The sequence below is a fragment of the Arthrobacter sp. Dra40 genome (assembly GCF_059091905.1).
Genome location: NZ_JBNHHB010000011.1, coordinates 1 through 14,811, shown reverse-complemented (window position 1 = coordinate 14,811; position 14,811 = coordinate 1). Strand labels below are relative to the sequence as shown.

At 66.4% G+C, this 14,811-nt stretch carries 13 protein-coding genes and 1 pseudogene; 4 read left to right on the top strand and 10 right to left on the bottom strand.

What is annotated here, in order from left to right:
* Positions 1 to 65 precede the first annotated feature (65 nt).
* Genes AC5RWT_RS07790 through AC5RWT_RS07775 form a run of 4 tightly spaced genes read left to right on the top strand, consistent with a single transcriptional unit; the run spans position 66 to position 2,355 of the window.
* Positions 66 to 320, top strand: a complete 255-nt coding sequence (locus tag AC5RWT_RS07790; protein WP_494079787.1) for a hypothetical protein — start codon at positions 66 to 68, stop codon at positions 318 to 320.
* 33 nt (positions 321 to 353) lie between these two features.
* Positions 354 to 815 carry an FAS1-like dehydratase domain-containing protein gene (locus tag AC5RWT_RS07785; protein WP_364644091.1) on the top strand — a complete coding sequence of 154 codons (462 nt, stop codon included), beginning with the start codon at positions 354 to 356 and terminating at the stop codon, positions 813 to 815.
* Positions 812 to 1,240, top strand: coding sequence for a MaoC family dehydratase (locus AC5RWT_RS07780; protein ID WP_494079786.1), 429 nt, complete (start codon positions 812 to 814; stop codon positions 1,238 to 1,240). The genes AC5RWT_RS07785 and AC5RWT_RS07780 overlap by 4 nt, the downstream gene beginning before the upstream one ends.
* A 35-nt stretch (positions 1,241 to 1,275) precedes the next feature.
* The gene (locus tag AC5RWT_RS07775) at positions 1,276 to 2,355 is read left to right on the top strand and encodes a UDP-N-acetylmuramate dehydrogenase (protein ID WP_494079785.1); all 1,080 of its coding nucleotides are present in this window, start codon (positions 1,276 to 1,278) and stop codon (positions 2,353 to 2,355) included.
* Between the two features lie 62 nt (positions 2,356 to 2,417).
* Here the strand turns inward: AC5RWT_RS07775 and AC5RWT_RS07770 are convergent, their stop codons facing one another.
* The 10 genes and pseudogenes from AC5RWT_RS07770 to AC5RWT_RS07725 form a co-directional block, all read right to left on the bottom strand.
* On the bottom strand, positions 2,418 to 2,921 hold the full coding sequence (locus AC5RWT_RS07770; protein WP_494042588.1) for a hypothetical protein: 504 nt from the start codon (positions 2,919 to 2,921) through the stop codon (positions 2,418 to 2,420).
* A gap of 34 nt (positions 2,922 to 2,955) precedes the next feature.
* Entirely contained in the window at positions 2,956 to 4,725 is a 1,770-nt protein-coding gene (locus AC5RWT_RS07765; RefSeq protein ID WP_494079784.1) for an HNH endonuclease, read from the bottom strand.
* A gap of 372 nt (positions 4,726 to 5,097) precedes the next feature.
* Positions 5,098 to 6,364, bottom strand: a pseudogene (locus AC5RWT_RS07760) (IS3 family transposase).
* Positions 6,365 to 6,561: 197 nt separating this feature from the next.
* Positions 6,562 to 7,719, bottom strand: coding sequence for an aspartate-semialdehyde dehydrogenase (asd, locus tag AC5RWT_RS07755; protein ID WP_494045871.1), 1,158 nt, complete (start codon positions 7,717 to 7,719; stop codon positions 6,562 to 6,564).
* 171 nt (positions 7,720 to 7,890) lie between these two features.
* The gene (locus AC5RWT_RS07750) at positions 7,891 to 8,415 is read right to left on the bottom strand and encodes a dihydrofolate reductase (RefSeq protein WP_494079854.1); all 525 of its coding nucleotides are present in this window, start codon (positions 8,413 to 8,415) and stop codon (positions 7,891 to 7,893) included.
* 191 nt (positions 8,416 to 8,606) lie between these two features.
* Complete coding sequence (locus AC5RWT_RS07745; RefSeq protein ID WP_494079853.1) at positions 8,607 to 9,368, bottom strand: thymidylate synthase; 762 nt, start codon at positions 9,366 to 9,368, stop codon at positions 8,607 to 8,609.
* Positions 9,369 to 9,466: 98 nt separating this feature from the next.
* The gene (locus tag AC5RWT_RS07740) at positions 9,467 to 9,874 is read right to left on the bottom strand and encodes a GntR family transcriptional regulator (RefSeq protein WP_494045872.1); all 408 of its coding nucleotides are present in this window, start codon (positions 9,872 to 9,874) and stop codon (positions 9,467 to 9,469) included.
* Complete coding sequence (locus AC5RWT_RS07735) at positions 9,871 to 11,727, bottom strand: hypothetical protein (RefSeq protein WP_494079783.1); 1,857 nt, start codon at positions 11,725 to 11,727, stop codon at positions 9,871 to 9,873. Before AC5RWT_RS07735 ends, AC5RWT_RS07740 begins: the two co-directional genes overlap by 4 nt.
* A 119-nt stretch (positions 11,728 to 11,846) precedes the next feature.
* On the bottom strand, positions 11,847 to 12,806 hold the full coding sequence (locus AC5RWT_RS07730) for an NUDIX hydrolase (protein ID WP_494079782.1): 960 nt from the start codon (positions 12,804 to 12,806) through the stop codon (positions 11,847 to 11,849).
* A partial coding sequence (locus AC5RWT_RS07725; RefSeq protein WP_494079781.1) for an RNA degradosome polyphosphate kinase occupies positions 12,806 to 14,811 on the bottom strand: 2,006 nt, incomplete at its 5' end. The genes AC5RWT_RS07730 and AC5RWT_RS07725, both read right to left, overlap by 1 nt.

Sequence of the window (14,811 nt, the reverse complement as noted above, 5' to 3'; positions counted from 1 at the left end):
GCCCCGAAACACGACAAACCGCCCTGCGGTTCGGCCGGCAGCGGCGCGGCCGGTAACCTTGAAGTATGAATCCTTGGGACCTCGGCTCGCCGCTGTACCGCAAGCTGGTGATCTCTGCCATGGCGCTCATCGGTGTCGGGATCCTGCTGTCTGTCATAGGGGCCTCGGCCGGCATCCAGTGGCTGATCTGGGCGGCGATTGCGGTCATTGCTACGGGACTGCTGACCCATCTGGCGGGGCTGTTCGTCCGATTCCGCGATGCCCGGGCCCGTCAGGCGGCCGCAAATCCGCGCAGTACGCCTCCGGCCAAGCGACGTTAGTCCATTCCCGCCCGCTCCACCTGAAGGAGATCCATGTCCGAGCAAGCCGGGGTCAACCCCGACCTCGCCGGCCGCGTGTACCCGGCTGGCGCTGCCTACACTGTGGGCCGCGAGAAAATCAGGGAGTTCGCCTCGGCGGTGAAAGCCACGCACCCCGCGCACTTCGACGTTGAAGCCGCGCGCGCCCTCGGCTACGCCGATCTGGTGGCACCGCCGACGTTCGCCATCATCGTGGCCCAACGCGCAGATGCTCAGCTGATCGAGGATTCGGATTCCGGCATCGATTTCTCCCGCGTCGTCCATGCCGACCAGCGGTTTGTGCACCACCGGCCCATCGTCGCCGGCGACGAACTCGTGGCTGAGCTCCATGTGGACCAAGTCCGCGCCATGGGCGGCGGGGCCATGATCACCACCCGCGCCGAGATCAGCACCGTGGCTGGCGAGAAGACGGCCACCACCACGTCGTCGATCCTGGTGAGAGGGGAAGGCCAGTGAGCGTCGAACTGAACGAACTTACCGTTGGACAGGACATCGGCTCACGAGCCATCGAGGTCTCCCGCGCAGACTTGGTCAGGTACGCCGGAGCATCGGGCGACTTCAATCCGATCCACTGGAACGGGCGTTTCGCCGAGCAGGTGGGGCTTCCCGGCGTCATCGCACACGGCATGTTCACGATGGGCGCTGCCGTGCAGCTGGTAACGGACTGGATCGGCAACCCGGCCGCCGTCGTTGACTACCAGACCCGGTTCACCAAGCCGGTGCTCGTGGAGGACGTTGACGGCCCGGGTGCGAGCATCGAAGTCATCGGCGCCATCGGCGCCATCGACTCAGACAACGGGACGGCGCGAGTCGACCTGACGGTGACCGCTGCAGGCGTGAAGGTACTGGTCAAAGCACAGGCGGTCGTCAAGGTTTGGTAACCCGCCCTGAACCCGGCAGCGGCGAGGCCGGCGCCGTGACGGAAACGATTCTTGCTCCGCTGACAACGCTTGGCGTGGGCGGCGCGGCCCGGCGTTACGTCGAGGCTGGCTCCGAGTCCGAGATCGTTGATGCCGTCAAGGCTGCCGACGACTCCGGCGACGACCTGCTGATCGTCGGCGGCGGGTCCAACCTCGTGATTTCCGACGACGGCTACCCCGGGACCGTCATCCGGGTCGCCAACACCGGCTACACCGTCGAGCAAAGAGACGGCGCCGTGACGCTCACGGTTCAAGCAGGTGAGCCGTGGGACGACCTCGTTGCCTTGACCGTCGCGAACGGCTGGGCCGGGCTGGAAGCTCTCTCCGGTATCCCGGGGCTCACGGGTGCCACACCGGTACAGAACGTCGGCGCCTACGGATCCGACGTCTCGCAGACCATCACTCGGGTCCGAACATGGGACCGTAACACTGGTTCGATTCAGGAATTCGACAATAGCGACCTCGCGTTTGGCTATCGCGACTCGGTCTTGAAACGAAGCACCGTCAACGGTTCGCCGCGCTTCGTGGTGCTGGAAGTAGAGTTCCGGCTGACGGCGGGGCGGCAGAGCCTTCCGATCCGTTACGCCGAATTGGCCCGCGTGTTGGCAGTCGAGATCGGTGGAACCGCGAACGCCTCGGACGTTCGACGTGAAGTACTCCGGCTGCGCGCGTCCAAGGGGATGGTCCACGATCTTGCCGACCGGGACACATTCAGCACGGGATCTTTCTTCACCAATCCCATTGTCGATGCCGCAACCGCGGAAGGACTTCCCGCGAACGCACCGCGGTGGCCGGCCGGTGACCAGATCAAGCTGAGCGCTGCCTGGCTCATTGACCATGCGGGCTTCTCCAAGGGCTTCGGTCTCGAGGGCACGTCAAACGGTGACCTGGACGGGCTCGCTTTGGCGGGCGGCCGCGCGTCGCTGTCGACCAAGCACACGCTGGCAATCACCAACCGCGGTGAAGCCAGCGCAGACGACATACTGGCGATCGCCCGAGCTGTACGCGACGGAGTTGACCGTACCTTTGGTATCCGGCTGCAGCCCGAGCCCCTGTTGATCGGTTGCAGCCTCTAACGTCGAGCGCAGGCGGTAATAGGGGTAAGGCGGGGATAGCGCTTCCTTCCCTGCACGGTCTTCTAGGGCAGATCTTCGCGGGTGATCGGGGCATCGGCCGATTGGAGCGGACGTTCCGGTCCCTTGCGGCCCCTGGAACGGACGGCCAGTTCATCATGCCGGATCATGAATTGGATGATGCTTGGCCGCAGCGCACGCAGATTGACCAGGCCGCTGCCGCATAACCAGCAGACCAAGCGGTAGCTGTGATTCACCTGAACCAACCGGTCAGTGCCATGGTCCAGCAGCCACTCCGGCGACAAAAAATCGTGCATCGGCGGCAGGAGAAAGTCTGCTGGCAAAAGCCTGGCAAACGTGTCCTTCGGTTCGAAGCACTGTTCAATCTGCAACATCAGCCACCATTCCTCGGAGATGTAGGCAGGGCCGCAGGCTTCGATACACCTCCGTAAATGCGCCTCCAGCCTCAGCGAACGATCTTCCCGAATCGGACGAGATTGACGCTGCTGGGCGAAGAATTCCCGGAGAACATCGTCGATTGTCGGCTTCAGGTGGTTGTGCCTGCTCACATTGGTCCCTTTCCGCTTGGTTCGAATCCGCCTTCTAGAAGGGCGGAGGGGTTTCGTCCCATCGTTCGCCCTGCCCGTTGCCGGCTGGAGGATCGGCGTGGTCATCGGCGGTGGGGTAGGTGATGGCCCAGTTTTCGTCGGGGGTGGTGGTGTGGGTGTGTCCGGAGCGGGTGGTGAAGTGCAGGGTGCCGTCGTGGTCTTGGGTGACGGTGCCGCCGCCGTGGTGTTTGGTTTTGTGGCCGGGTTTGCAGCGGGCGGCGAGGTTCTCGGGCACTGTTTTGCCGCCGTCTTCCCAGGCGATGGTGTGGTCGATCTCGCATTGGTCGGCGGGGACGGTGCAGCCGAAGTCGCGGCAGTGCCGGTCGCGTAGCCGGATGAGGCGTTTGAGCCATTCGGGCGGTATCCGCAGGTCTTTGGCGGCGGCGATGGCTTGGCCGTAGTCGTCGGTGAGCACGAGGAGCCAGGATTTGGCCAGCGCGGTGAGGTTGCGCGTCATCTCGGGCGGGATGAGTCCGTAGCCGGTGAGTTCGCCGGGGTCTTCGGCCAGCCCGAGCAGGGTGCTCAGCGGCGCGGTGACCGCGGCCGAGGTGGTGGTGTTCGCGCCGCAGCAGGTGCAGTGGCCCTGGCCCTGGCCCTGGCCCGGGTTTAGGTTGCCGGGTGCCGCGTCCGCGGCGGCCGGTTCGTTGGCGGCGGTTTCGGGTTCGGTCGTGGTGGTCCCGGCTTCCCCGGTGGTCGCCGCCGCGGTCGTGGCGCTGTCCGCGGTGGTGGGGGCGGGTTGGCAGGCGTGGTCGGGGTAACGCAGGAGCATGTCGGTGAAGACGTCGGCGCGGAGTTGGCCGAGCGTGCGGGTCTCCTCGGCGGTCTGCAGTTTCCGGGCGTGGGCCTGGAACAGGTTGTAGGCGAGCAGGGCTTTGTCCGCGGAGGTGCGGATGTAGAGTTCGGCCATGCCGTCGTCCTGCGGGAAGTATTGGACAGTGCGCCGTTCCATCGCGGCCCGGTGCCGGATCTCGAGAGGTACGGGGTGCAGCCGGTCACGGGCGGTGCGGGCGCGGGCCTGGACGGATTCGAGGGTGATGGCCCCGGCGCCGGGCAGGACCGTGTGCTCGAACTCGGCCAGGGTGTCCGGCGGCAGGTCGGCGCCTTTGCGGGCGATCGCCGCGGCGCGGGGCAGGTCGATGGCGCCGCGGTCGAGGGCGGTCAGGGTGGCGGGCAGATGGATGGCGATCTGGTGCGCGTCGGCCAGTTCCGCCGCTGCCTGCCGGCGGGGTACGGCGAGGATGGGGGCCAGTTCCTGGGCGGCGTGCCGGGAGATCCCGTCCGGCGCCCCGACGTCGCTGCCGGTCGCGGGCCGGAGCACGGCCATCCGGTGCATGCCGCGGGTGCGGCAGGACTGGGTCCAGGCCTCGTGCTTGCGGACGGCTTTGAGGTATTCGAACACGGACCAGTCGTCCAGGGTCTCGGGGTCGGTGCCGGCGAGCAGCCCGGCCAGTTCCGCCGGTTCCAGCTCCCGCCAGTCCTCCTCCCACAACTCCCGCCCCGGCGGAGTCCCTGCCTGAGTATCGCCTGCCGGGTAGGAGGCATCAGGAGCTCCGCTGGCTCCAGGAGCAGGTCCACAGGCGGCAAGATCTGATGTTGGTTCGTCCTCCGTTGTGGCAGGATCGGCCGCGAATTCAGATGGGGCGGCGGCGTCGGGGCTGGGGACCGGCTCAGCGCCGTGCACAGCTTCTGGCATCTCGTCTGGCGTGGCTTTGGAGCCGGAGAGATCCTGCGGCTCCTTCGCCTCGTCGAACGGTTCCGCTGCCATACTTCAACGCTACGCAGCGCAAGCTCCGGGTAGAACGGGTGTTCGAGGTATGTGCACAAACACCAGCCGGAGCGGCCCTGTGTAGGACAAGACGGCCTCCGGAGGAAGGAGCGGCCAACGTAGGAGGACACCGGTGGAGGACAAGACAGCAGCAGGGGAGGAGGAGATCGGGTCGGAGGACATGGCGCGCCGGTGAGGGAGTAGTCCATGGCCACCGATGGTCCGGGCAGGGAGCGATGGCAGGGTCGGGTGACGCTAAAGGCGAAGCGACGTCGCTCGCTAGAAAGGGTGCACGGCGGACTGAGGAGTTAACAACAGGAGCCCGCCCCCGAATGAACTGGTCCCCGAAAGTTGGACCGGCTAAGTAAGAGCCTAGGCGGCGAGGGCCTGAGCACGGTATTGCACCGGGCTCAGGCCCTCGAGCTTTATTGAGATTCTTTCGTTGTTGTACCAGTGGATGTACTCGTGCAGTGCTGTTTCCAGTGCGTCGGTGTTGAGGAACCGGACATGGTGGAAGAGTTCTTCCTTGAGGTGTCCGAAGAAGTTCTCCATCACCGCATTCTCGTAGCAGTTGCCTTTGCGGGACATCGACTGGACGGCGCCGGCTTTCTGCAGAAGATGCCGCCATGAGAGGTGCTGGTACTGGAAGCCCTGGTCGGAATGCACGAGCGGTTTCTGCCCCCACTCAAGCGTTGCCAGAGCCTGACGCAGTGAGGTGTTGGTGAGCTCCAGGTTCGGGGACGTGCCGATTGTGTAGGAGATGATCTGCCGGTCGAAGAGGTCCAAGACCGGTGAGAGGTACAGCTTTCGTTCCCCGACGCTGAATTCGGTCACATCCGTTACCCACTTCTGGTTCGGGGCATCGGCGTCGAATTCGCGGTTCAGCAGGTTGGGGGCCGTAGTGCCCTGCTCGCCTGGGTAGGAGTTGTAGCGCTTCCTGCGCCGGACTTTGCAGACCAGTCGCAGGGAGCGCATCAGCTTCAGTACGGTCTTCTTCGCGATCGTCCACCCTCGCTTGGCCAGCTCGGTGTGGATGCGGCGGTGACCGTATCTGCCGTGGTTCTTTTCGAAGATCTCCGCGACGGCGGCCTTGAGCGCTGCCTTTGGGTCCGGAGCCTCGATGCGGGCCTGATGATAGAAAAACGTCGATCGGGCAAGGCCGGCGACTTGCAGCAGGACAGGGAGGGGAAAGTCAGCCTTGAGGGCGATGATGGCTTGGGCCTTCACCGTCGTTCCTGCGCCCTCAAGGCCCGCAATTTTCCCAGATAGGCCACTTCCGCCCGCAACCGTTCGTTCTCGCGCCGTAACCGCTCCACTTCGGGCAACTCCGCCGGCGGCGGCGCGTCAGGCTTCCTAGGTCTGCCTTTAGGCCGTGGACGCAACGCATCCGCGCCCTCCCGGCGATACGCCCCTACCCACGTTCTCAGTAGTGCGGGTGAGGACAAGCCGGCTTCTGCTGCGAGATCCTGAGCAGTCTCGCCGGCAAGAAACCTTTCAACCAATGCGAGCTTGAACTCAAACGAGTACGAACGTTTTATCGGTTTGGTCATCAACGCTCCTCGGCCATGAATCCTCCATCGCCGATAAAGCCGTTTGACCGGGTCCCGTGGCACACCCAGCAATCTGGCCGTTGCACTATCTGCGATGCCCTTTTCGAACCACGCTACAGCGGCCTCGCGTTGATCCTCGGAAAACGAACTACGTGCATGCATAAAACTGCTCCCCGGAAGTCGGAACTGAATTTCTCAGTCCAACTTCCGGGGAGCAGTTCAGAAGGGACGGGCTCCATCAGCGTTAGGCCACCAGCAATGCTGGCTGGCGAAGGCGGTGGCTCTCCTAGAGGTTGCCGGTGGCGATGCGCAGCATGCGGCGCAGCGGCTCGGCGGCGCCCCACAGGAGCTGGTCGCCGACGGTGAAGGCGCTGATGTACTCGGGGCCCATTTCCAGCTTGCGGATGCGGCCCACCGGGATTTCCAGGGTGCCGCTGGCCGCCACGGGGGTAAGGTGCTCCATGGTGGCTTCCTTGGTGTTCGGCACCACGCGGGACCACTCGTTGTCGGCGTCGATGATCCGCTCGATTTCGGCCACCGGAAGGTCTTCGGTGAGTTTCAGGGTCAGGGCCTGCGAGTGGGATCGCATGGCGCCGATGCGCACGCACAGGCCGTCGAACGGGATGCGCTGGTCATTGCTGAGGCCCAGGATCTTGTTCGTCTCGGCCGGCGCCTTCCACTCTTCCTTGGACTGTCCGTTGCCCAGATCCTTGTCGATCCAGGGGATCACGGAACCGGCCAGCGGCACGCCGAACTGGGAGGAGTCCAGCTCGGGATTGCGCTGCTGGGCCAGGACCTTGCGGTCGATTTCCAGGATGGCAGAGGCCGGATCTGCCAGTTCGGCGGTCACCGCGGCGTTGAGCGAGCCGAACTGGTTCAGCAGTTCGCGCATGTGCCGGGCGCCGCCGCCGGAGGCTGCCTGGTAGGTCATGGAGGTTCCCCACTCGACCAAGCCGTTCTTGAACAGCCCACCCAGGCCCATGAGCATGCAGGAAACGGTACAGTTGCCGCCGATGAATTCCTTGACGCCTCGCGCCAGACCGGCGTCGATCACGTCCCGGTTCACCGGGTCCAGCACAATGATGGAGCTGTCCTGCATCCGCAGCGTGGAAGCGGCGTCGATCCAGAGGCCGTCCCAGCCGGCATCGCGCAACTTGGGGTAGACCTCTGAGGTGTAGTCCCCGCCCTGTGCGGTGACGATAATCGGCAGCTTGGCGAGCGTCTCGACGTCGTACGCGTCCTGCAGCTTGCCTGCGTCACCCGCGGCAGCACCAGCGAAGGCCGGGGCGTCGCCGCCAGCGTTCGACGTGGAGAAAAAGACCGGGTTGATCAAGTCGAAGTCGCCTTCATCCTGCATGCGCTGCATCAGGACGGAACCGACCATGCCGCGCCAACCGATCAGGCCGACGGACTGTGGAGAGGAAGTGGCTGCGGGTGAAGTCATGCCATCTAGTTTACGGGCAGGGTCAATCTGGCTGCCGTGGGTTACGTGCCGCTGCGGGCACAGCTAGGGTACGCGTACGACGACGGGGCTCCCCTTGGCTGCCTTCGCGCAGCGTAGCTGCGGCCCGGCCGCGCTGACCGCCTTGGCTTTCCGCGGATCAGTGAGGCCCGGCTACAGCGCCCGGCTGTCCTCCCCGCGGACCCAGAGGGAGATGCGGTAGCGGGTGCCGTTGGCCGCGGTGCTCCAGCCCTCGGTGGGGGAGACGCCGTCGAGCTTCCAATCGGGGCCCAGTTGCGGGGCGTAGGTGTCGCCGTCGGTCTCCATGTCGATGACCGTGACCGAGGCCGCGTTGGAATGCTGTGTGGTGAGGTTGAAAATCTCGCCGCCGCCAAGGATCCAGATTTCGTCGCCGCCCGGACTGGCTGCGGCCTCGGCCATCGCGTCTTCCACGGAATCGACGACCACAGCGCCCTGGGCCACGAGCTGCTCGCGCTTTTCCGGCCTGCGGCTGATCACAATGTTGGTGCGCCCGGGCAGCGGCCGGTACTTGTCCGGAAAGGACTCCCAGGTTTTGCGGCCCATGATCACGGGATGGTTGAGCGTGGTCCGCTTGAAGTGCGCCAGATCTTCGGGCAGGTGCCAGGGCATCCCGCCGTCGCGGCCGATCACGCCGTTGGTGGTCTGGGCCCAGATCATGCCGACCACCGGTGCCGGCAGCGGTTGCCCGCCGTCGGCGGCGGCTGCGGCGGCAGTCACAGCCTCGGCGACGCTGTCCGGATAGGGGCGCGGGCCGGCTGCGAGGCCGGCTGCGCTGGCGTGAGGGGCGGCGAGGCCGGCTGCGCTGGCGTGAGGGGCGGCGCTGGCGGGGCCGGCGTTGTAGTCGGCGCTCATACGGCTACCGGTGCCTTGATGGCCGGGTGGTGTTGGTAGTTGGCCACTTCGAAGTCCTCCAGCGAGTAGTCGAAAATGCTCTCCGGCTTCCGCAGGATGTTGAGCGTGGGGTACGGGTAGGGCTCGCGCGACAACTGCTCGCGGACCTGCTCCACATGGTCGTCGTAGACGTGAACGTCGCCGCCGGTCCAGACGAATTCGCCCGGCTCCAGGCCCACCTGCTGCGCCAGCATCAGGGTGAGCAACGCGTAGGAGGCGATATTAAACGGCACGCCCAGGAACATGTCCGCGCTGCGCTGGTAGAGCTGGCAGGAGAGCTTGCCGTCCGCCACGTAGAACTGGAAGAACGCGTGGCACGGCGGCAGCGCCATGTTCTTGATCTCCGCTACGTTCCACGCCGAGACGATGTGCCGGCGCGAGTCCGGATTGTTCTTCAGCTCTTCCACCAGATTGGCGATCTGGTCGATGTGCCCGCCGTCGGGCGTGGGCCAGGAGCGCCACTGCACCCCGTAGACCGGCCCGAGCTCGCCGTCGGCGTCGGCCCATTCATTCCAGATCTTGACGCCGCGTTCCTGCAGCCATTTCGCGTTCGAGTCGCCGCGCAGGAACCACAGCAGCTCCAGCGTCACTGACTTGAAATGCACGCGCTTGGTGGTGATCAGCGGGAAGCCCTGGGCCAGGTCGTAGCGGATCTGGCGGCCGAAGACGCTGCGGGTGCCGGTGCCGGTGCGGTCCGATTTGGCCGTACCGTTGGCCATGACGTCGCGCAGCAGGTCCTCATACGGGGTGGGAATCGCGTTCACAGCGTCCAGTGTAGTTGAGCGGTGCTTCGGCGGCGGGCCGACGGAGTGCAGGCTCACAGCGCGTCGGGTGCATTCCCGCGCGGGCGCTGAAGCTGGCCGCGGACCAGGTTCAGGACCGTCTCATCGTCCAGTCCCGCGTCCCGGGCGGAGCGCACCAGATGTACGACGGCGAGGCTCACCTCGGCGGAGCGGGCTGCGGTTTTGTGCGGGGCGGCAGCCGTATCGGCCACCGTGGTGCCATGCCGCCGGCGGCTGATGAGCAGTCCCGCGGCCTCAAGCTCCTTGTACGCCCGGGCCACGGTGCCCGCGGCAACACCCAGGTCTGCGGCCAGACTGCGCACCGGGGGCAGGCGTTGTCCGGCGGCCAACGTGCCCACCGCGATGAGCGAGGCCACCTGGCTGCGGATCTGTTCGTACGGGGGAGTCGGTGCGGCCAGGTCCACCCGGATCTGGGTGCTCACGGCGTGCGGTCCCGGCGGACAGCGGGCCGGTCGGAATCCTGGCCAAGGCTGGGAGGGCCGCCGACGGTGTTGCCGGAGTGGCGCGAAACAGGGTGGCCGATGTAACCGGCCACCGAACGGCGCGGGTGCGATGCTCCCGGGAGAAGCGCCAGCACGACGGCGGCCAGGTAGAGCACGGCCGTGGTGATGCGGAGCGCGGTGTGCAGGCCGGGGGAAAGCTGGTGCACGTTCATCGAGATGCTGCCGTTAAGGAACCAGCCCCAGCCCGCGGGATGTGCGTTGAGCAGTTGGGCGGTCAGGGCGAACAGCCCGGCGGCGGTCATCCGCGCAACACGGAAGCCGGAGATGCAGCGGAGCAGGTTGTCCGCCTCCCGGGTTGCCTCGAACAGCCGGGGACGGCGGTGCACCACCAGGAGGGCCGCTGCGCCGAGCAAGAGCAGGCCGGCACCGGCCACGGCGAAGGCTGCCAGCAGGCCGGGCTGTCGGCCCGGGGCGGCAGCATTGAAGCCGATGGCGGCGGCCAGCAGCACCGCGCCGCCGGCAAGGGCGGCAAGGAACGGGCGCGGGACCGGCCGGGACACAGGCACCGGCCGGCCGTGACCGGGCGAGCCGGAAGCGGACCGGTCGGACGTTCTGGTGTGGCCGCGCCACAGCCGAACTTCACCGGCTGAAACAACAGCCAAAAACACGGCGACCGGCACGGCAAACGCCAGAGGCAGTAGTTGTAGAGGCGACGCAGCGATGACGGGGTTCCCGTCGTCAGAGAGGGTGGCCTCAGGTACCAGGAAACCGGCCCAGCCTCCCACAGCAACCAGCGCAACTGCGGTGAAGACCATCGCGACAGTATGCATGGACTCCGTGATCTCCTGCCCCGCGGCATAGCTGCCCGGGTAAATGAGCGGACGGCCCGGAGTGCCATCGGGGGCCAACAGGGGCGGGCGCCAGAGGGCCATGGCGATCATCAGTGCGACCGCAAGCCAGCCTGCCAGTTGCCGGACTGGTTCCCAGCCCGTGGCCGGTGCGGGTCCGTCGAGGATGAGGGCCGGCACCTGTTGATTGGCGAAGCTGACCGCCATGGTGCCGAGCGAGGCGAAAAGCAGGGTGGCCGTGCGGAACAGACGGTTGATCAGGATGCGCCGCAAGATGTCGTTGTCCTCGCGGTTGAGGGAGTCCACGGAGCGCCGCCGCACGATGACCGCCGTCGCCGTGGCGACGCCGGCCGCGAGCGTCAGGATGCCGATCAGCAGGACCGGAGCAAAGTAGCTGCCGGGCTGGCGCCCGTTGTGCTCGCCGGAGACTTCAACACCGTCGAAGGATCGGGAGCCGCTGAAACCTTCCATGCCGGGCAGGTCCCAGACGGCCGTCGCCGCGGTCACGGCCAGCACCGCCGCCGCAATCATCACTGAGAGCAGTGCCGTGGGGAGGTAGTCGCGGATGCGCCGGATGGTGATGTCGGCGCGGCGGACCCTGCCGCGAGGCTTGGGCCAGGTGTATTGGCCGATGATGTAGATTCCGGCCAAGCTGACCAGCGGCACCAGGACGGTCAGCAGTCCGGCAAGCCACGAGGGTTCCGGTTCGTGGCCTGGGGCGTAATGGTGCGCGGGGACCAAGCCAACGTCGGAGGCCGCGGACAGGCCGCTGGCGAAGAACGCGATGAGGGCCGTCCAGAACGCGTGCATCCGGGCGGCATCCCGTCCGGCCTGATCCGAAGGGCCGGAGTCCACGCCGGAGCCGGGCACCGCGAGGGCGGCGGTACTTGCGCCCGCCCTGCCGGCGATGATCCGCAGCACGCCGTAGATGATGACGGCGCCGATCAGCAGGCCGCTGATGGTGCTGGTCAGTGAGTCCACCATCCCCCTCGTGCTGTATCAATGGATCAAGTATTTGATACAAAGCGGCAAGGGGTCAAGGGTTCGGGCTCAGGAGGCACCGACCGCGAAGGGGCTGAAGGACCGCCGCCGGCCAGGTGCCGTCAGTCGTCGTAGGCGTCGAGGATCTCCATCGCCACGATTTTGCCGTTCTTCTTCTTGGAGATGTGGCAGACCAGCACGGCTCCGGGCCGCAGGTAGGGGTCCTCGGTGGGCAGTTTCGCGGCGAGCAGGGGGTCCATCCGGGTTGCCAGCACCTTGAACAGGTTCGGCAGCACGGGCCGGTGGGTGCAGACGGCCGTCGGTTTGCCCTTCTCCAGCATCTGGACCAGCGCGGCCCGGGCCTTCTTCGGGTTGCGCTCGTTGTTGTGTTCGGTGATGGCCTCGACGGTCCGCAGTTTGGTCTGGGTATGCATGGCGTACGGGGTGACGGTCTGCACGCAGCGCAGCCACGGGCTGGAAACAATCCGCTTGGGTTTCCACGCGGAGAGCATCCGGCAGACCGCCAGGGCCTGCCGCCGTCCGGTGGCCACCAGCGGGCGCTCGCCTTCGGCCTGGGACCACGCGGACCGCGGTTTGGCCTTCGCATGGCGGACGACGACGAATGGATAGGTATCGAGCTCGTCCCGCCGGTGCGCGGCCTCCAGCGCGTCCAGCGGTTCGACGTCGGAAGGATTGGTCAGCAGCTCGCGGGCCTTGGCCGGCGCGCACCAGAGCACCCGGTCCACCTCGCTGCCGTCCGGAACCGGTTCCTGTTTGTCCAGCTTGGCAGCCCAGTACAGCACCTGCTTGAGCCCGGGGTTCACCTTGTAGTAGATGGTGGGCAGCGGAATGCCCAACCGGATCTGCACGCCTATTTCCTCGTCGACCTCGCGGACGGCGCACTCGGGCGTGGTTTCACCGCTGTCCAGCTTGCCCTTGGGCCAGGACCAGTCGTCGTAACGCGGCCGGTGGATCAGCAGTACTTCGAGCCGGCCCTGGCGGACGCGCCAGCACAGAGCCCCCGCAGCGGTGACCTTGACGCCCGGGGGAGCACCGGCGTCGACGGTTTTGTTCTGCGTCATCAGCGGCGGGCGAGGGTGCGCTGGCGGGACCGGGAGGCAAGCAGCCAGGACTGGATGTCCGAGAGCGGGTTGCCGTCGTCGTCCTTGTGGTGCCTGGTCCAGGTGCCGTCGCTGTCCAGATGCCAGCTGGCGGTGCCCGGGTCCATGTACCGGTCCAACACGGCCAGCAGGTCGTTGATGTCCTCGCGCGAGTTCAGCTGCACCAAGGCCTCCACGCGGCGGTCCAGGTTGCGGTGCATCATGTCGGCGGACCCGATGTAGACCACCGGGTCGCCGCCGTTGGCGAAGCTGAACACGCGGGAATGCTCCAGGAACCGGCCCAGGATGGAGCGGACGCGGATGTTCTCGCTGAGCCCCGGCACTCCCGGGCGGACGGCGCAAATGCCGCGGACAATGACGTCCACCTTCACGCCGGACTGCGAGGCGCGGTAGAGCGAGTCGATGATGGCCTCGTCCACCATGGAGTTCACCTTGATCACCACGCGGGCGGCCAGGCCGGCCCTGCTGTTGGCGATTTCCTTCTCGATCCGGTCGATCAGGCCGGAACGCACCGAACGCGGTGCCACCAAGAGGCGCTTGAAGGTGGACTTCGGGGCGTAGCCGGAGAGCTGGTTGAACAGCTTGGAGAGGTCTTCGCCCACCTGGTAATTGGCCGTCAGCAGGCCCAGGTCCTCGTAGTAGCGGGCCGTGCGCGGGTGGTAGTTGCCGGTGCCGATGTGGCAGTAGCGGCGCAGGCCGTCGCCCTCCTGGCGCACCACCAGCGAGAGCTTGCAGTGGGTCTTCAGGCCTACGATGCCGTAGACCACGTGGACGCCGGCCTGCTCCAGCTTCCGGGCCCAGTCGATGTTGGCCTGCTCGTCGAACCGGGCCTTAATCTCCACCAGGGCCAGCACCTGCTTGCCGGCTTCGGCGGCGTCGATCAACGCGTCCACGATCGGTGAATCGCCCGAGGTCCGGTAGAGCGTCTGCTTGATGGCCTGCACCTTCGGGTCTGCGGCGGCCTGCTCCAAAAAGGCTTGCACGGAGGTGGAGAACGAATCGTACGGGTGGTGCAGCAGGATGTCGCGCCGGCGCATGGCAGCAAACACATTCGCGGCCTTGGACGTTTCGCTCTCGTTCAAGAAGCGGCTGGTGTGCGCCAACTGCTTGGGGTACTTCATGTCCGGCCGGTCGATCCGGTAGATGGCTTCCAGGCCGCGGAGGTCCAGCGGTGCCGGCAGCGCGTACACCTCGGATTCCTCGACGCCGAGTTCGCGCACCAGCAGTTCGCGCACGCTCGGGTTGATGTCCGTGGCCACTTCAAGCCGCACCGGTGGGCCGAAGCGGCGGCGCAGCAGTTCCTTTTCCAGCGCCTGCAGTAGGTTCTCGGCGTCGTCCTCTTCGACTTCCAGGTCCTCGTTGCGGGTGACCCGGAAGGTGTGGTGTTCCAGCACGTCCATGCCCTGGAAGAGCAGGTCCAGGTGCTGGGCGATGACGTCTTCCAGCGGGATGAACCGTGCGGTGCGGCCCGGGACCGATCCGGCGCGGGGGCCGTCTACGGAGATCAGCCGGGAGAGCTGGTCGGGAACCTTGAGCCGGGCGAAGAGTTCCTTCTCGCTCACCGGGTTGCGCACAATCACGGCCAGGTTCAGCGAGAGCCCGGAGATGTAGGGGAACGGGTGGGCCGGGTCCACCGCCAGCGGGGTCAGGATCGGGAAGACCCGCTCCCGGAACATCACGGAGAGCTCGGTGCGGGCCGCCTCGTCCAGCTCATCCCAGCGCACAATGTGGATGTGCTCGTACGCCAACGCCGGGCGGATCTGCTCGGCGAAGATCCGGGCATGGCGGTGCTGCAGCTTGTGCGCCGCGATCTTGATTTGTTCCAGTTGCTCGCTGGGCGAGAGGCCGGCGGCGGACGGCACGGCCAGTCCGGTGGCGATCCGGCGCTTCAAGCCGGCCACCCGGACCATGAAAAACTCGTCCAGGTTGGAGGCGAAGATGGACAGGAAGTTCAGCCGTTCCAGCA